Source organism: Bradyrhizobium lablabi, from assembly GCF_001440475.1.
Lineage (GTDB): Bacteria > Pseudomonadota > Alphaproteobacteria > Rhizobiales > Xanthobacteraceae > Bradyrhizobium > Bradyrhizobium lablabi.
Genome location: NZ_LLYB01000071.1, coordinates 282,097 through 295,067 on the forward strand (window position 1 = coordinate 282,097; position 12,971 = coordinate 295,067).

Here is a 12,971-nt window from a genome sequence, read left to right on the forward strand (position 1 = left end):
AAGAAGAAAGGGAAGGATTGGCTATGACTGGAAGGATCCTCACCAACATCGTCGCAGCCGCCGGTATCGTCGGCCTTGCACTTACCTACGGCGCATCAGCGCAGGCGCAGGAATTCGGCTCGCCTGAATTGATCGCGGCGGCGAAAGCCGAAGGCAAGCTGGTATTCTACACCGCGAATTTCGCCGAGGTCGAACAGCAGGTCATCAAGGCCTTCAACAAGCGCTTCCCCGAGATCAAGGTCGAGATGGTGCGCGCGCCCGGCGGCCAGTTGATCACGCGCGTGAAGACCGAGGCGGCGGCCGGCAAATTGATCGCCGACGTGGTCGATCACTCCGACCGCGCGCTGATGCAGCCGATGGCCGACATGTTCCAGGATTATGCGCCGCCGAACGCGGCCGACTACAATCCGGACGCCCAGATCGCCCCGCAGCTCTGGCCGCGCGCTACGCTGGTGTGGTCGATCGCCTACAATACCGAGCTGGTCAAGAACCCGCCCAAGACCTGGATGGACCTCACCAAGCCCGAATACAACAAGCTGACCGGGCAGGTGATCGCGCCATCAGGCGGCACCACATGGACGCGGGTGATGTTCGAGCGCCAGGTGCTCGGAGAGGACTACTGGGCCAAGCAGGCGGCAACGCGGCCGGTGCTGTACCCATCGGGTGCGCCGATGTCGGATTCGCTGGTGCGCGGCGAAATCGCCATGGGGCCGTTGCTCTACAATGCGATCTATCCGAAGCAGAAGGACGGCGCGCCGATCCAGATCTTCTTCCCGCCCGAGGGCGCCCCGGTCAACCCCTACGCCACCGGCATTCCTAAGACCGCCGCGCATCCCAACGCGGCAAAGCTGTTTCTCAACTGGTGCCTGTCGAAGGAGGGCCAGACGTTCATGATCAAGGAGCTCGGCAATCTCACCTCCCTGAAGGTGCCGCCGGCTTTTCCGGAAGGCTTTGATCCCAAGGTGGTCAAGGTCTGGTTCCCCAAGTTTGACGACTATGTGAAGTTGCACACGGCCTGGGTGGCCGAGTGGAACAAGACCTACGGCTACGCCCAATGATCGTCACAGCAGTGGAATTGTCGGACCGATGACGGCGACCCTCGAAGTTACCGACCTGCGCAAGCAGTTTGCGATCGGCCGGCCGGCGATCGATGGCGTCAGTTTCGGCGTGCCGGCCGGCGAGATCGTGGTTCTGCTCGGCCCCTCCGGCTGCGGCAAGACCACGACGCTGCGCTGCGTCGCCGGGCTGGAGCATCCGACATCGGGCGAAATCAGCATTGCCGGCAAGGTCGTGTCGTCGCCCGAACGCGGCATTCTGGTGCCGCCGCGGTTGCGCGATCTCGGCATGGTGTTTCAGTCCTATGCGGTGTGGCCGCATATGACGGTGCGGCAGAACGTGGTCTATCCGCTCAAGCACCGAAAATTGTCGCGCACCGAGGCTCGCACCAAGGTCGACGAGGCGCTCGAACTGGTCGGCCTGTCGGAATATGCCGACCGGCCGGTGGTCGCGTTGTCGGGCGGCCAGATGCAGCGCGTGGCGCTGGCGCGCAGCATCGTCTACCGGCCGCAATTGCTGCTGCTCGACGAACCGCTGTCGAACCTCGACGCAAAGCTGCGCCTTCGGCTTCGCGACGATCTACGCGCGATCCTCAAGCAGACCGGGATGACCGCGTTGTACGTCACGCACGACCAGGCCGAAGCTGTGGTGCTCGGCGACCGCATCGGCGTGATGCGGGATGGCGTGCTGCTGCAGATGGATACGCCTGACGCGATCTATAACCGTCCGGCGGATCTGTTCGTCGCCAATTTCACCGGCGCGACCAACGAGCTTGCGGGCACGCTGGTGTCACGCAACGGCCAATTCGGCACGGTCGATTTCGGCGAGGGGCGGCGCGGCGAGGTGGCGCTGCTGCATTCGCTTAGCCCCGATGAGAAGGTGCGCATTGCGCTGCGGCCGGAAAACATCACCATCGGTCCGCACAACGGCGCCAACATCTTTTCCGCCCGCGTTCTCGATCGCCGCTATCAGGGCACGCAGACGGCCTACGGCATCGAACTGTTCGGCCGGCGGCTGGAGGTGGTCGAACTCGGCACCGCGGCTCGCCATCAGGTCGGCGTGGAGACCCAGGTCTCACTGCCGAAGGAGAGTTGCTGGGCCTATCGCGATACTGGGCCCGTGGCATTAGAGTAACTGGCCTAGGCGCTCGGGCTCAATCCGAGCCGTGCATAGATCCGCCGTGCATAGGCGCCGAATTCATCCGTTGTCTTGATCGGCAAAGCCCGCGGAAACGGCAGCTCGATCGGAAAATACTCCGCCATCCGCGCCGGGCCAGCGGTGAGCACGGCGCAATGCGAGGCGAGAAATACCGCTTCCTGAATCGAGTGCGTCACGAACAGGATGGTCTTGCCGCTTTCGCGCCAGATCCGCAGCATTTCGAGGTTCATCTGCTCGCGGGTCAGCGCATCGAGCGCGCCGAACGGCTCGTCCATCAGGATCAGCTTTGGGTCGTGGATGAAGGCGCGCGCAATCGCGGTGCGCTGCTGCATGCCGCCGGACAATTGCTGCGGATATTTGTCCTCATAGCCGGCCAGCCCAACCAGGTTGAGCAGATCGCGGGCGCGGTCCCGCGCCGCCTTCATCGGCAGGCCGACGATCTCGGCGGGCAGCAAAACGTTATCGAGGATAGTTCGCCATTTCAGCAGCAGCGCCTGCTGGAACACCATGCCGATGTCGCGCGCGGGGTCGAACGGTGTTCTCGCATTGCCGATCTTGATGGTGCCGCCGTCGGCGTCGTGCAATCCGGCCAAAATCTTCAGTACGGTGGTCTTGCCGCAGCCCGAGGGGCCGACGAGTGACACCAGCTCGCCCTCGTTCACGTCCATGGTGACGTCGGAGACGGCGAGGAACTCTGCGCCCTTGGACCGATAGACCTTGCGGACGTTCTGCAGGCTGATGAAGGGTTCTTCCGCCGTCATGCCAGCCATTTCTGCAGGTTCGCCTTCACGAAGGCGTCGTCGGAGAGATCTGCATGCTCGCGGCAGACGCGGTCGATCTCCTGCATCTGGCCGGGGCTAAGCCCCTCGGCGGGATCGAGGCACCAGAGGCCCTGCATCAATCCTTGCCGGCGCAGGATTTCATGGCAGCCGGCGATGCAGCCATGGAAATTATTGGCGACGTCGAAGAACGCGCTGTTGCAGTCGGTGACGCGGGCGTCCAGCGCCAGCAGGTCGGCCGGCACGGCCTCCTTGCCGCGCGCGGCCTTGCACATCTCGAACTGCATGATCGCGCTCGCGGTCCACACCGACCAGTGCCCGAGCAGGCCGCCCCTGAAGTAGGCGCGGGTGGTGATGCCGTTGTCGCGCAGGTCGAACGGCAAGGTGAGGTCCAGCAGGATATGGTCGTCATTGCCGGTATAGAGCGCGACCCGGTCGAGCGCGCCGGCGGCTGCCACCCCGCGCAGCACGTCAAGCGTCCGGTAGCGGTTGAACGGCGCGATCTTGATCGCGATGACGTTGTCGATGGCCGCAAAGCGCCGCCAGAAATCGGCGCTGAGGATGACGCCGCCGACCGCCGGCTGCAGATAGAAGCCGACCAGCGGGATTTCGCGCGCGACCGCCGCGCAATGGGCGATGATGTCGTCCTCGGATGCCGATTTCATCGCAGCAAGGCTGAGCAGGCCGGCGTGATAGCCGATGCTGCGTGCGGTTTGCGCCTCCGCAACGGCTTGCTTGGTCGGACCGGCGAGCCCCGCGACCATCGCGACCGGCCGCCGGGTCCATGAAGCGGCGGCCTCCGCCGCCAGTTCCAGCACCGGACGGTACAGGCCGACGTCGCGGATCGCGAATTGGGTGGTGTGGACGCCGACGGCGAGGCCTCCGGCGCCGGCATCGAGGTAATAGCGCGTCAGCGCGCGCTGATGTCTGACATCGAGCGCGCGGTTTGCATCGAGCGCGAGCGGATGCGCCGGCAGCACGGTGCCGTCCGCAATCAATTTTCGAATCTCGGCCTTGATCTCGCTGTGGTGCATCGGCACTTCCTATCCAAATTCCGGCCCGGCAACGGCGAACGGCAGTTGCGCAGGCGGCGCGGTGGGACGGCCAAAGCGCATGCGCTGAAACGGCCGCTCGATATTCCAGCCCGACTGAACAAGCCCGTTGAGAAACTCGTCCTGGGAATGGACGGCATCGATCAGAAAGGCACCGGTCTCGGAGCCGACAATGGCGTCCACCAGCGACAGCGCCTGGTCGGGTCGATCGGCCAGCAATGGCCCGATCTGCCGGGCGGCGCGACCGTCGCGGACGAGGGTCATGGCCCGGCCATCCGAGACGATGCGCGAGCCCGGTCGCGTGGAAAATTCCGACAGCAACGTGCTGCGGTCGAAGCCCATGGCGCTACTATCGCGCGACGCCAGGGCGTCGAGGCTGCCGGCCGCCAGTGGCCGCGTCGCGGTGGCGCCTTGCGGCCGTTCCAGCCGCAGCCGCCGCAATTGCAGCGTTGGCGTGAAGCCGAGCGGACCGTAGACGGTGGCGCCGGCCGGCGTCGCATCCAGCCAGGCGGTGAGGCCGCGCCGCGCGGCGGCGCCGAGGCAGGCGTCGACCAGTCTTGTCGCAATGCCACGGCGGCGAAAGTCTGCGGTCACCAGCACCATGCTGATCCAGGCATTGCCCGCCGAATAGGGCAGCAGTGCCGCCGACGCCACCAGCCTCGCGCCGTGACGCATGCCGAACACGACGCCATTGCTCAGGAAAAAACGCCAGTCGGCTTCGTTCTGGTTCCAGCCGGCTTCGGTCGACAGCACCAACCCGGCCGGCGCGTCGCCGACGTCGAGCTCGACGATGTCGATCGGCTCAATAGCGGCCATCGCGCACCTCGTATTTGGTGGGCTTGCCGAGGCTCGGCATCGATCGCGATACCCAGTCGGCGGTCCAATTGATGAGCTGCTCGGTATCGACGATCGGCAGGCCCAACAGTTTTACCGCCTGCGACGTGTCGGTGAGCCACGCCGTCGGCTCCTCCTGGCCGGTGATGACGGGGGCGCGGCCGAAGCGCTGGCCGAATTTTGCGGCGAGTTCGCGCACGGCCAGGATTTCATGACCGCTGACATTGATCGGCGAGGTCGGCGTATCGCAATGCGCCAGACATCGTAGCGCCTGCGCGGAGGCATCGCCCTGCCAGATGAAATTGACGTGGCCGAGGCTGACGTCGATCGGCTTGCCCTGCAACACCTTGCTCGCGATGTCGTGCAACACGCCGTAGCGCATGTCGATCGCGTAGTTGAGGCGGAACAGCCGGCCGGGTGTCGAGTATTTCCGCGAGAAGTATTCGAACATGCGCTCGCGCCCGACGCAGGATTGCGCGTATTCGCCGGGCGGGTTCGGCGCCATGTCCTCGGTAGAGCCCTTACCGTTGACTGGCACGAACGGATAGACGCAGCCGGTCGAGAACGCGACGATGCGCGAACTCGCAAACGCCTGCGCGACCAGGGCAGGGACGTGCGAGTTCATTGCCCAGGTCAGCGAGAGATCGCCTTCCGCGCCGAACTTGCGGCCGGCCATGAATACGATATTCGGAATCTTGGGCAGCGCCTTGATCGCGGCCTCGTCGAGCAGGTCGCAGTTGATGGTCTCGACGCCGCGGGCCTGCAGCCAGTCTTTTACGGCCGAATCGCTGAAGCGGGCGACGCCGATTACGCGCCGCTCAGGCGCGGCCGCTTTCGCCAGACCGGCCAGCGTCGGACCCATCTTGCCGGCGACGCCCAAGATCATGATGTCGCCGTCGACCTTGCGGAGATCGTCGATCAGCGCCTGGCTCGGGCGGCACAGCAGTTCGTCGAGCGCTGCGATATCCGCAATCGTCTGGGGCAGGGTGTCGCGTGTCAGCAGCATGTTTCTTCCCGTCTTATTGCAGCCGGATGTCCCGGACGACGAACATCCGCTCGAGGCCGAGCACGAGCCCGTACAGCGCGACGCCCAGCAATGTCAGCAGCACCACCGCCATCACCATCGCGGGGGTATCGAGCGACGACTGCACCTGGATCATGAGGTAGCCGAGCCCCCGCTCGGAAGCGATGAACTCGCCGACGATGGCGCCGGCCACCGCCAGGATCGCACCCACCTTCATCCCGGAAAACACGTAGGGCAGCGCACCCGGCAACTGGATTTTGCGGAACAGCGTCCAGCGCGAGCCGCGCAGCGATTTCACGAGATCGAGCAGATCCGGCTCCACCTCGCTCAGACCTCGCGCGGTGGTGAGCAGGATCGGAAAGAAGCAGATCGAAAACGCGATCAGGATGTTCGGGAAGATCCCGTAGGAGAACCAGACGATGAACAGCGGGCCGAGCGCGACTTTCGGAATCATGTTCAGCGTCACGAACAGCGGCAGCAGCAACAGGCTGACCAGCGGCGACCAGGTGAACATCACGGCCAGCATGATGCCGACCACGGCGCCGAGGCAGAACCCGCCGAGAATTTCGGCTGCCGTCACCGCAAGATTGGAAAGCCAGGCATAGCCGGGCGTGCCCAGCGTCTTGATGGTTGCAAGCGGCGAGGGCAGGATGAATTTCGGTACCTGGAAGAAATCGACCAACACCTGCCAGAGCACGATCACGGCGAGATGCACGACCAGGATGATCGCGAAAGACCGTGCCGATCCGCCATCACCGCTTAACACCGCATACTCCCTTGGCCCGCGCCCGGTTCCCGAGCCGCGTAACGGCAATCTATCGCGGCCTCTCTCGGTAATCAACCATCTGGTTGATTAAGGGCGCAGCGAGTGCATCACCAGATCGACCACGTGCTTGCGGCGGGCTTGCCGGGCGGCCTTGCTCGACAGGTCCTTGCCGAAGATCGCCGACAGGGTCGGCGTATTCGAAAAGTAGAAATAGCTCAGGCCGGCAATCGAGATGTAGAGGTGAACGGGATTGATACCCCTGCGGAATATGCCGGCCTTCACGCCCTGGGAAAGGGTGGTCGAAACGAGGCTGACCAGCGGCGAATGCATCGCTTCCAGCTTGCGCGAGCCGCGGACATGGCGGGCGCCGCCGCGATTTTCGTCGTTCAGCAGCACGATGAAATCGGGGTGGGCGGCGAGGTAATCGAAGGAACTTTCGATCAGCTTCTTGATCGCCTGCTCGGGCGGCAATCCCTCGAGGTTCAGCTCGCGCTCCTGGGCGCGGATTTCCTCATAGACCCATTCCAGCACCGCCAGATACAGTGCGTCCTTGTCGCCGAAATAGTGGTAGACAAGCTGCTTGTTGACGCCCGCCCGCGCGGCAATCTCGTCGACGCGGGCGCCGGCGAGGCCGCTATCCGCAAATTCGCGGCGCGCCGCGGTGAGCAGCTTCTTGCGGGTCGCGGCCGGATCGCGCCGCTGCGGCTTTAAATCGTCGGATCGTTTTCTGGGCATTTCCAACCAAATAGTTGACAAGTCGTCTGGTCCCTTGTTGCATTGGTAGCGTCACCGAACAGCGACGACAAGATCGGTTGCAGAACGAGGAGGGTGCAATGAAGGCTTTGCGAATTGCGGGATTGGCACTTGCGCTTGCCGTGCCGGCCGCTCCCGGTGCTGCGGCCGAGGCGGTCAACCTGATCCTGAACTGGACACCGACCGCGGACCACTCGCCGTTCTACTACGCCAAGTCGCAAGGCTGGTACGAGAAGGCGGGCATCGATCTTACGATCGAGGTCGGCAAGGGCTCCGGCGTCTCCTCGCTGAAAGTCGGCTCTGGCGGCTCGCCGTTCGGCATCGCGGATCTTGCGACCGCGCTGGTGGCCAAGAGCAAGGGCGCCGACGTGGTGGCGCTGATGAGCATCTACGCCAACACCGGGCAGACGTTTTACTGGCTGAAGAGCTATGGCGTGAACGGGCCGAAGGATTTTCCGAACCACAAGATCGGCAATCCGCCGGGCGATGCCTCCCGGGTGATTTGGCCGGCCTTCGCCAAGGCCGCCGGCATCGCTCCCGACTCCGTGAATTTCGTCAATGTCGGCCCGACCGCCAAGATCGCGGCACTGAAGAGCCACACCGTCGATATCATCAGCGACTTCTACAACGAGCATGATCTGAAGGTGATCGAGTTCGGCGCCGATCTCGGCTACGTCAACTGGAAGGACATCGGGCTCAATCCCTACGGCAATTCGCTGATCGTCAACGGCGCCTATCTGGCGAAGAACCCAAAGCTGGTCGAGGACTTCGTCAGGATCAGCCAGAAAGCCTATGCCGCCTGCGTCGCCGACGTCGAGCCGTGCCTCAAGGCGCTGCTCGACCAGGCCTCGGGCCTCGACAAGGAAAACCAGCAGCGCCAGTGGGAGCGCATCAAGTTTTTGATGACGGACGAGTTCACTACGACCAAGGCGCTGGGCTGGATCGACGCCGAGCGGATGAAGAAGGATTACGAGCTGGTGCAGACCTATCTCGGCATGGAAAAGCCGTTCGACGTGAACACGGCGTTTTCGACCAAGATGCTGGACCCGTCCATCAAGATGGATGCCAGCAAGGTGAAGAAGTAGCCGGCGCTCTCAGCCGTCATTGCGAGGAGCGCAGCGACGAAGCAATCCATCTATCCCCGCGCGGAGAGATGGATTGCTTCGCGTCGCTCACAATGACGTGAGCCAGTCGTCCCGAGCCGTGCTAATGATGGGCACCTTCGCCACTCCCAAAAAGGCCCCCGATGACGATCACCGAGCAAGGCCCGTCCTCAGACAGGGAGGGGCTGCGGCGTGCAAATGGCTATTTTGTGCCACCGCCGCCGTCCCGAACCATCCTTTTGCAGTGAGATGTCATGGTGGAAGATCACCCTCTTCTGAACGTGCTGGCAAACTGGCCGGGCCGTGTTTCGACACAGCTTGCCTTCGAGGCGCGCGGCTTCATGGTCCATCGAACATGGCAGAATCGAATGATTGAGTTCTGCGGCGATTACCAGGCGGACTTGCTCAATCGATACTGGGATGAAGTCGCGTTAGAGACAATGCGGTGCGCAGGAAGGTGATTTCCGAGATAAGGTATTTTGGCATTGAGCCAAAATACCGTTCTGCATTTTTGGACGAGCTCTTCGCGGCCAGGGATTTTCTTGAGCCTCCTTTTCAATCTCCCCCGCTCATCAGATGCCTGTTTGAGCATCTCAAGCAAACCTGGTTTGATGCAGAGTTTAGAAATAGCGAAGCAGCGTTCATAGGGACGCAGAAGAGGCAGGAGAGCGAGCGTTTAGGAATTCAGACGGCAGGTTGGACAGGAAAGAAGCGGGACGTCCTTCCCTTCATTAATGAGTTTGCTCAGCGCATGCATTCAAGCGCCGTCGTAACCTCTGGCATAAAAATCTAAGCTGCGGCCTTGTCTTCGAGGTCAGCACTGATCTCGGGGGAAGTCCTTATTGTACCCAAATGCCATTGATGTTTCGGATATTCCACGCGGACGATCCCGAATTTGCGTTTGAAATTGGGAGGGAATGAGCCGTTTGATCAGCTTGTTTACGGAAGTCGATTGTACGGGGGAGGTGGGGAAGCCAGCAAGTTTGTGCTGGGAGTTCGGGCCAACATCGAGCTGTTCGATGTAATCGCCGAATCCTTTGGGGCGTCTCAGCAGGCTTAGAATCTGAAGGAGTCTTGGCTTCTCGCAAATTGCTGCGAAGCCCTGCACTTCCATCTATCCCCGTACGGATAGATGGATTGCTTCGTCGCTGCGCTCCTCGCAATGACGCGGTGAGATCTGGCGCGTCGCTCTCACTGCAGCGCCATGCCTGCGGTCGCGATCACCTTCGTCAGCTTCTCGTGGTCCGCTTTCATCAGCGCTGCGAGGTCGGCAAGCGGCATCGGCTTGCCCGGGATGTTGGCGACTGCGAGCTGGCGCTGCACGTCCGGATTCTGCAGCGCCTTGTTGATGCCGTCGTTGATCTTCGCGACGATCGCATCGGGCGTTCCCGCCTGAACATAGATGCCGTACCAGGGCACGTAGGTGGCTTCCGGAAATCCGGCTTCCGCAATCGTCGGTACATCGGGCAGGTCGGCGACGCGCTTGTCGGTCATGACGGCCAGCGGCTTCACGCTGCCGGCCTTGATGTGCGGCAGTGCCAGTTCGAGCGAGACGATCTCGAAATGCATCAGGTTCGTCATCAGGTCGATCAAGGCCTGCGGCTGCCCCTTGTAGCCGACATTGGTGAGCTTGATGTTGGCGGCCTGGAACAGCTTTTGCGCGCTGAGGTCGATGGATGAGCCGGTGCCGGGATTGCCGAAGTTCAGTTCGCCCGGCTTCTTGCGTGCGATCTCGACGAATTCCTTGATGGTGCCGGCCGGCATCGAGGGATGCACCAGCGCCACGCTCTGGTTCCAGACCGCGAGGCCGACGCATTTGAGATCCTTCAGCGCGTCCCAGCCCGCGTCCTTGTAGAGCGTCGGATTGACCAGCGCCGCCGGGCCGGTGACCAGCCATGTGTAGCCGTCGGGCTCACTGCGCGCGACTGATGCCGTGCCGATATTGCTGTTGCCGCCCGGCCTTGCCTCGATGACCACCGTCTGCTTCCAGTCGCGGCCGACCTGTTCGGTCACAGCACGGGCGACGATGTCGACGATGCCGCCGGCGGGGTAGGGCACGACGATGCGGATCGGCCGGTTCGGATAATTGCCTTGCGCCTGCGCTGCGCCGGCGAGCAGCATGATGGCGCCCAGCGCGAAGCCCAGCACGGTCTTGATCCGGCTCATTCTTCCCTCCCCATTTTTGGCGCATCTTGCGATCGATGCGCCTTGCCCCTCTATCGGGGGAATTCAGTCGTTCGTCACCAGCGAGCGGATGCTGCGCGCCAGCCCCAGCATGCGCGGCCCGCATTCGCGCTCGATCTGTTCGGCGTTGAAACGAAACGAGGGAATGCCGCAATTGACCGAAAGGCAATCGCCCGAGGGCGTGCGGTATAGCGGCGCAGCGACGCCGAAGATCTCGCGCCGCCATTCGCCGAGCGAAATCGCAAAGCCGCGCTCCTTGCAAAGCTCGACATCCGGCAGCGTCCGCCGCTCGACGTAGTCGGCTTCTTCCGGGCGCTCGGCTTTTACGGCCGCCACATAGGCGTCGAGCTCTTCCTTGGTGAAGAGCGACAGCAGCGCGCGACCGACCGCGGTCGGCGCCAGCGAGCTGGCAAAGCCGACGTCAGGCAAATGCGTCACTGCGTCGGTGGTGCGAAGCGTCTCGACATAGATGAAGTCGAGGCCGAACGGCATCGCGATCGAAACCGTGCCGCCGGTATAGGCGGCGAAATCACGCATCAGCGGCCGCGCCAGCTGCCGCACCTTCAGCGCCGACAGCACTGGATAGGCGGCGGCGAGAATGCCGAGCCCGAGCTGGAAGCGTCCCTTGGCGTCGCGCTTGAGATAGCCGAGCTGCGCCAGCGTGTAGGTCAGCCGCGACACCGTCGGGCGGGACAGGCCGGTATGCAGCGCAAGCTCGGCATTCGACAGCGAGCCGCTGCGGTTACGGAAGGCGGCCAGCACGTCGAGCCCATGCGCCAGCGTGGTCGCGAAGGAGGGATCGGTCTGGTCCTCGGGCGCGCCGGCCCGCGACCCGGCGGACGAATGGGTAAGGGACTTCACTGCCATGAGACGGAATATCGGACCAAAGAAGGAATTTTGTCAATATATCGAAATGAATTTGCCAATCGTGTCGATATGCGCTTAGTTTTCTCCCAAAAGGGAGGCCGGCATGGATTTCGATCTGTCCGATCGATCGGAAGCGTGGCTGGAGAAGCTGCAGTCCTTCTTCGATCAGGAGGTGCTGCCGCGCCATCGCGCCTGGCTTGAACATGCAACCAGAGGGGAAGCCGCGCCCTTCATGGTCGACCTGCAGCGCAAGGCGCAGACGGCCGGCCTGTGGAATCTCGGCCTTCCCGAACTGGCGGATGACGAGCCCGGCACGCGGCTGTCCAACCTCGACTATGCGCCGCTGGCCGAAGTGATGGGCCGGCTGTTCTGGGCGCCGGAAGTTTTCAACTGTCAGGCGCCCGACGTGCCCAACATGATCGCGCTGCAGAATTGTGCGACGCCGGAGCAGAAGGCGCGCTGGCTGCGGCCGCTGCTGGAGGCGAAGACGCGTTCGGCCTTCGGCATGACCGAGCCGGACGTGGCCTCGTCGGATGCGACCAATATCGCGACGCGCATGGTCCGCGACGGCGACGACTACATCATCGACGGGCGCAAATGGTTCATCACCGGCGCGGCACATCCGCGCTGCAGCTTCCTGATCGTGCTGGGCGTGACCGATCCCGAGGCCGGCCGCACCAACCGCCATTCCTGCGTCATCGTTCCGATGCAGACGCCGGGCGTTCGCCTGGTGCGGCGGCTGCGCTGGATGGGATGCGAAGACCATGTCGCCCCGATCGGCGAACTGACATTCGATCATGTGCGCGTGCCGCGCGCGAACCTGCTCGGCGCGGAGGGGGAGGGCTTCAAGGTCGCGCAGATCAGGCTCGGGCCGGCGCGCATTCATCATTGCATGCGTTCGATCGGGCTGTGCGAATTGTTGATCGAACTGATGATGGTGCGCTCATCGGAGCGCTCCGCCTTCGGGCGCCCCGTGATCCAGTACGACACCGTGCAGCGCTGGATCGCCGAATCCCGTGTCGAACTCGAGCAGGCGCGCCTGCTCGCCTATCGCTGCGCGTGGCGGCTCGATCAGGCCGGCCATCAGGATGCCTGGCGTGACGTCTCCCTGATCAAGGTGGCGGTGCCCGCGATGCTGCAGCGGATCGCCGACCGCGCCATGCAGGTGTTTGGCGCCATGGGCGGCTCCGACGACACGCCGATCCACCAGGCGCTGGCCTGGGGGCGCCTGCTGCGTATCGGCGACGGTCCCGATGAAGTGCACCTGCGGCAGATCTTTCGCATGGAGCCGATGCCGTCCTGGTCAGTCGCCAACTCACCTTATCTGTCCGCACATCCGGCCTGAGCGGTGGTAATGACAAAGACATCTCGCAATTTCTGAAAGGCGCGTTCCGG

At 63.3% G+C, this 12,971-nt stretch carries 13 protein-coding genes; 5 read left to right on the forward strand and 8 right to left on the reverse strand.

All coding sequences use genetic code 11. From position 1 onward, the window contains the following. Window positions 1-23 precede the first annotated feature (23 nt). Together CQ14_RS18740 and CQ14_RS18745 are read left to right on the forward strand one after the other, a co-directional pair. Window positions 24-1,058 carry an ABC transporter substrate-binding protein gene (locus CQ14_RS18740; protein WP_057859307.1) on the forward strand — a complete coding sequence of 345 codons (1,035 nt, stop codon included), beginning with the start codon at window positions 24-26 and terminating at the stop codon, window positions 1,056-1,058. A gap of 28 nt (window positions 1,059-1,086) precedes the next feature. Beyond that, window positions 1,087-2,190, forward strand: coding sequence for an ABC transporter ATP-binding protein (locus CQ14_RS18745; protein ID WP_057859308.1), 1,104 nt, complete (start codon window positions 1,087-1,089; stop codon window positions 2,188-2,190). A 5-nt stretch (window positions 2,191-2,195) separates the two neighbouring features. Here CQ14_RS18745 and CQ14_RS18750 read toward each other — a convergent pair whose 3' ends face one another. The 6 genes from CQ14_RS18750 to CQ14_RS18775 all read right to left on the reverse strand — a co-directional run bounded on the left by CQ14_RS18750 (window position 2,196) and on the right by CQ14_RS18775 (window position 7,404). Next, the gene (locus tag CQ14_RS18750; RefSeq protein ID WP_057859309.1) at window positions 2,196-2,984 is read right to left on the reverse strand and encodes an ABC transporter ATP-binding protein; all 789 of its coding nucleotides are present in this window, start codon (window positions 2,982-2,984) and stop codon (window positions 2,196-2,198) included. Next, the gene (locus CQ14_RS18755; RefSeq protein WP_057859310.1) at window positions 2,972-4,027 is read right to left on the reverse strand and encodes a dihydrodipicolinate synthase family protein; all 1,056 of its coding nucleotides are present in this window, start codon (window positions 4,025-4,027) and stop codon (window positions 2,972-2,974) included. Before CQ14_RS18755 ends, CQ14_RS18750 begins: the two co-directional genes overlap by 13 nt. A gap of 9 nt (window positions 4,028-4,036) precedes the next feature. Next, window positions 4,037-4,861, reverse strand: coding sequence for a GNAT family N-acetyltransferase (locus tag CQ14_RS18760; protein ID WP_057859311.1), 825 nt, complete (start codon window positions 4,859-4,861; stop codon window positions 4,037-4,039). Beyond that, window positions 4,848-5,885: an NAD-dependent epimerase/dehydratase family protein gene (locus CQ14_RS18765; RefSeq protein WP_057859312.1), complete on the reverse strand. Its 1,038-nt coding sequence runs from the start codon at window positions 5,883-5,885 to the stop codon at window positions 4,848-4,850. The genes CQ14_RS18760 and CQ14_RS18765 overlap by 14 nt, the downstream gene beginning before the upstream one ends. Before the next feature lie 13 nt (window positions 5,886-5,898). Beyond that, window positions 5,899-6,669 (reverse strand): ABC transporter permease, encoded by a 771-nt coding sequence (locus CQ14_RS18770; protein ID WP_057859313.1) that lies wholly within the window; start codon window positions 6,667-6,669, stop codon window positions 5,899-5,901. An 87-nt stretch (window positions 6,670-6,756) separates the two neighbouring features. Beyond that, window positions 6,757-7,404 (reverse strand): TetR/AcrR family transcriptional regulator, encoded by a 648-nt coding sequence (locus CQ14_RS18775; protein ID WP_057859314.1) that lies wholly within the window; start codon window positions 7,402-7,404, stop codon window positions 6,757-6,759. Between the two features lie 98 nt (window positions 7,405-7,502). Here CQ14_RS18775 and CQ14_RS18780 point away from each other — a divergent pair, with 98 nt between their 5' ends. Next, window positions 7,503-8,507, forward strand: a complete 1,005-nt coding sequence (locus CQ14_RS18780; protein WP_057859315.1) for an ABC transporter substrate-binding protein — start codon at window positions 7,503-7,505, stop codon at window positions 8,505-8,507. A 463-nt stretch (window positions 8,508-8,970) separates the two neighbouring features. Further along, window positions 8,971-9,318 (forward strand): hypothetical protein, encoded by a 348-nt coding sequence (locus CQ14_RS46445; RefSeq protein ID WP_245320398.1) that lies wholly within the window; start codon window positions 8,971-8,973, stop codon window positions 9,316-9,318. A 398-nt stretch (window positions 9,319-9,716) separates the two neighbouring features. Here the strand turns inward: CQ14_RS46445 and CQ14_RS18790 are convergent, their stop codons facing one another. Beyond that, complete coding sequence (locus CQ14_RS18790; RefSeq protein ID WP_057859316.1) at window positions 9,717-10,691, reverse strand: Bug family tripartite tricarboxylate transporter substrate binding protein; 975 nt, start codon at window positions 10,689-10,691, stop codon at window positions 9,717-9,719. 63 nt (window positions 10,692-10,754) lie between these two features. After that, entirely contained in the window at window positions 10,755-11,576 is an 822-nt protein-coding gene (locus CQ14_RS18795) for an IclR family transcriptional regulator (RefSeq protein WP_063800378.1), read from the reverse strand. A gap of 103 nt (window positions 11,577-11,679) precedes the next feature. Here CQ14_RS18795 and CQ14_RS18800 point away from each other — a divergent pair, with 103 nt between their 5' ends. Further along, entirely contained in the window at window positions 11,680-12,921 is a 1,242-nt protein-coding gene (locus CQ14_RS18800; protein ID WP_057859317.1) for an acyl-CoA dehydrogenase family protein, read from the forward strand. The last annotated feature ends 50 nt before the right edge of the window (window positions 12,922-12,971 follow it).

What these genes read in the sequence shown, in the direction of transcription:
- CQ14_RS18755 (WP_057859310.1), bottom strand. Translation starts at nt 4,027, where the DNA reads ATGCACCACAGCGAGATCAAGGCCGAGATTCGAAAATTGATTGCGGAC.
- CQ14_RS18790 (WP_057859316.1), bottom strand. Translation starts at nt 10,691, where the DNA reads ATGAGCCGGATCAAGACCGTGCTGGGCTTCGCGCTGGGCGCCATCATG.
- CQ14_RS18750 (WP_057859309.1), bottom strand. Translation starts at nt 2,984, where the DNA reads ATGGCTGGCATGACGGCGGAAGAACCCTTCATCAGCCTGCAGAACGTC.
- CQ14_RS18780 (WP_057859315.1), top strand. Translation starts at nt 7,503, where the DNA reads ATGAAGGCTTTGCGAATTGCGGGATTGGCACTTGCGCTTGCCGTGCCG.
- CQ14_RS18765 (WP_057859312.1), bottom strand. Translation starts at nt 5,885, where the DNA reads ATGCTGCTGACACGCGACACCCTGCCCCAGACGATTGCGGATATCGCA.
- CQ14_RS18760 (WP_057859311.1), bottom strand. Translation starts at nt 4,861, where the DNA reads ATGGCCGCTATTGAGCCGATCGACATCGTCGAGCTCGACGTCGGCGAC.
- CQ14_RS18740 (WP_057859307.1), top strand. Translation starts at nt 24, where the DNA reads ATGACTGGAAGGATCCTCACCAACATCGTCGCAGCCGCCGGTATCGTC.
- CQ14_RS18775 (WP_057859314.1), bottom strand. Translation starts at nt 7,404, where the DNA reads ATGCCCAGAAAACGATCCGACGATTTAAAGCCGCAGCGGCGCGATCCG.
- CQ14_RS18795 (WP_063800378.1), bottom strand. Translation starts at nt 11,576, where the DNA reads ATGGCAGTGAAGTCCCTTACCCATTCGTCCGCCGGGTCGCGGGCCGGC.
- CQ14_RS18800 (WP_057859317.1), top strand. Translation starts at nt 11,680, where the DNA reads ATGGATTTCGATCTGTCCGATCGATCGGAAGCGTGGCTGGAGAAGCTG.
- CQ14_RS18745 (WP_057859308.1), top strand. Translation starts at nt 1,087, where the DNA reads ATGACGGCGACCCTCGAAGTTACCGACCTGCGCAAGCAGTTTGCGATC.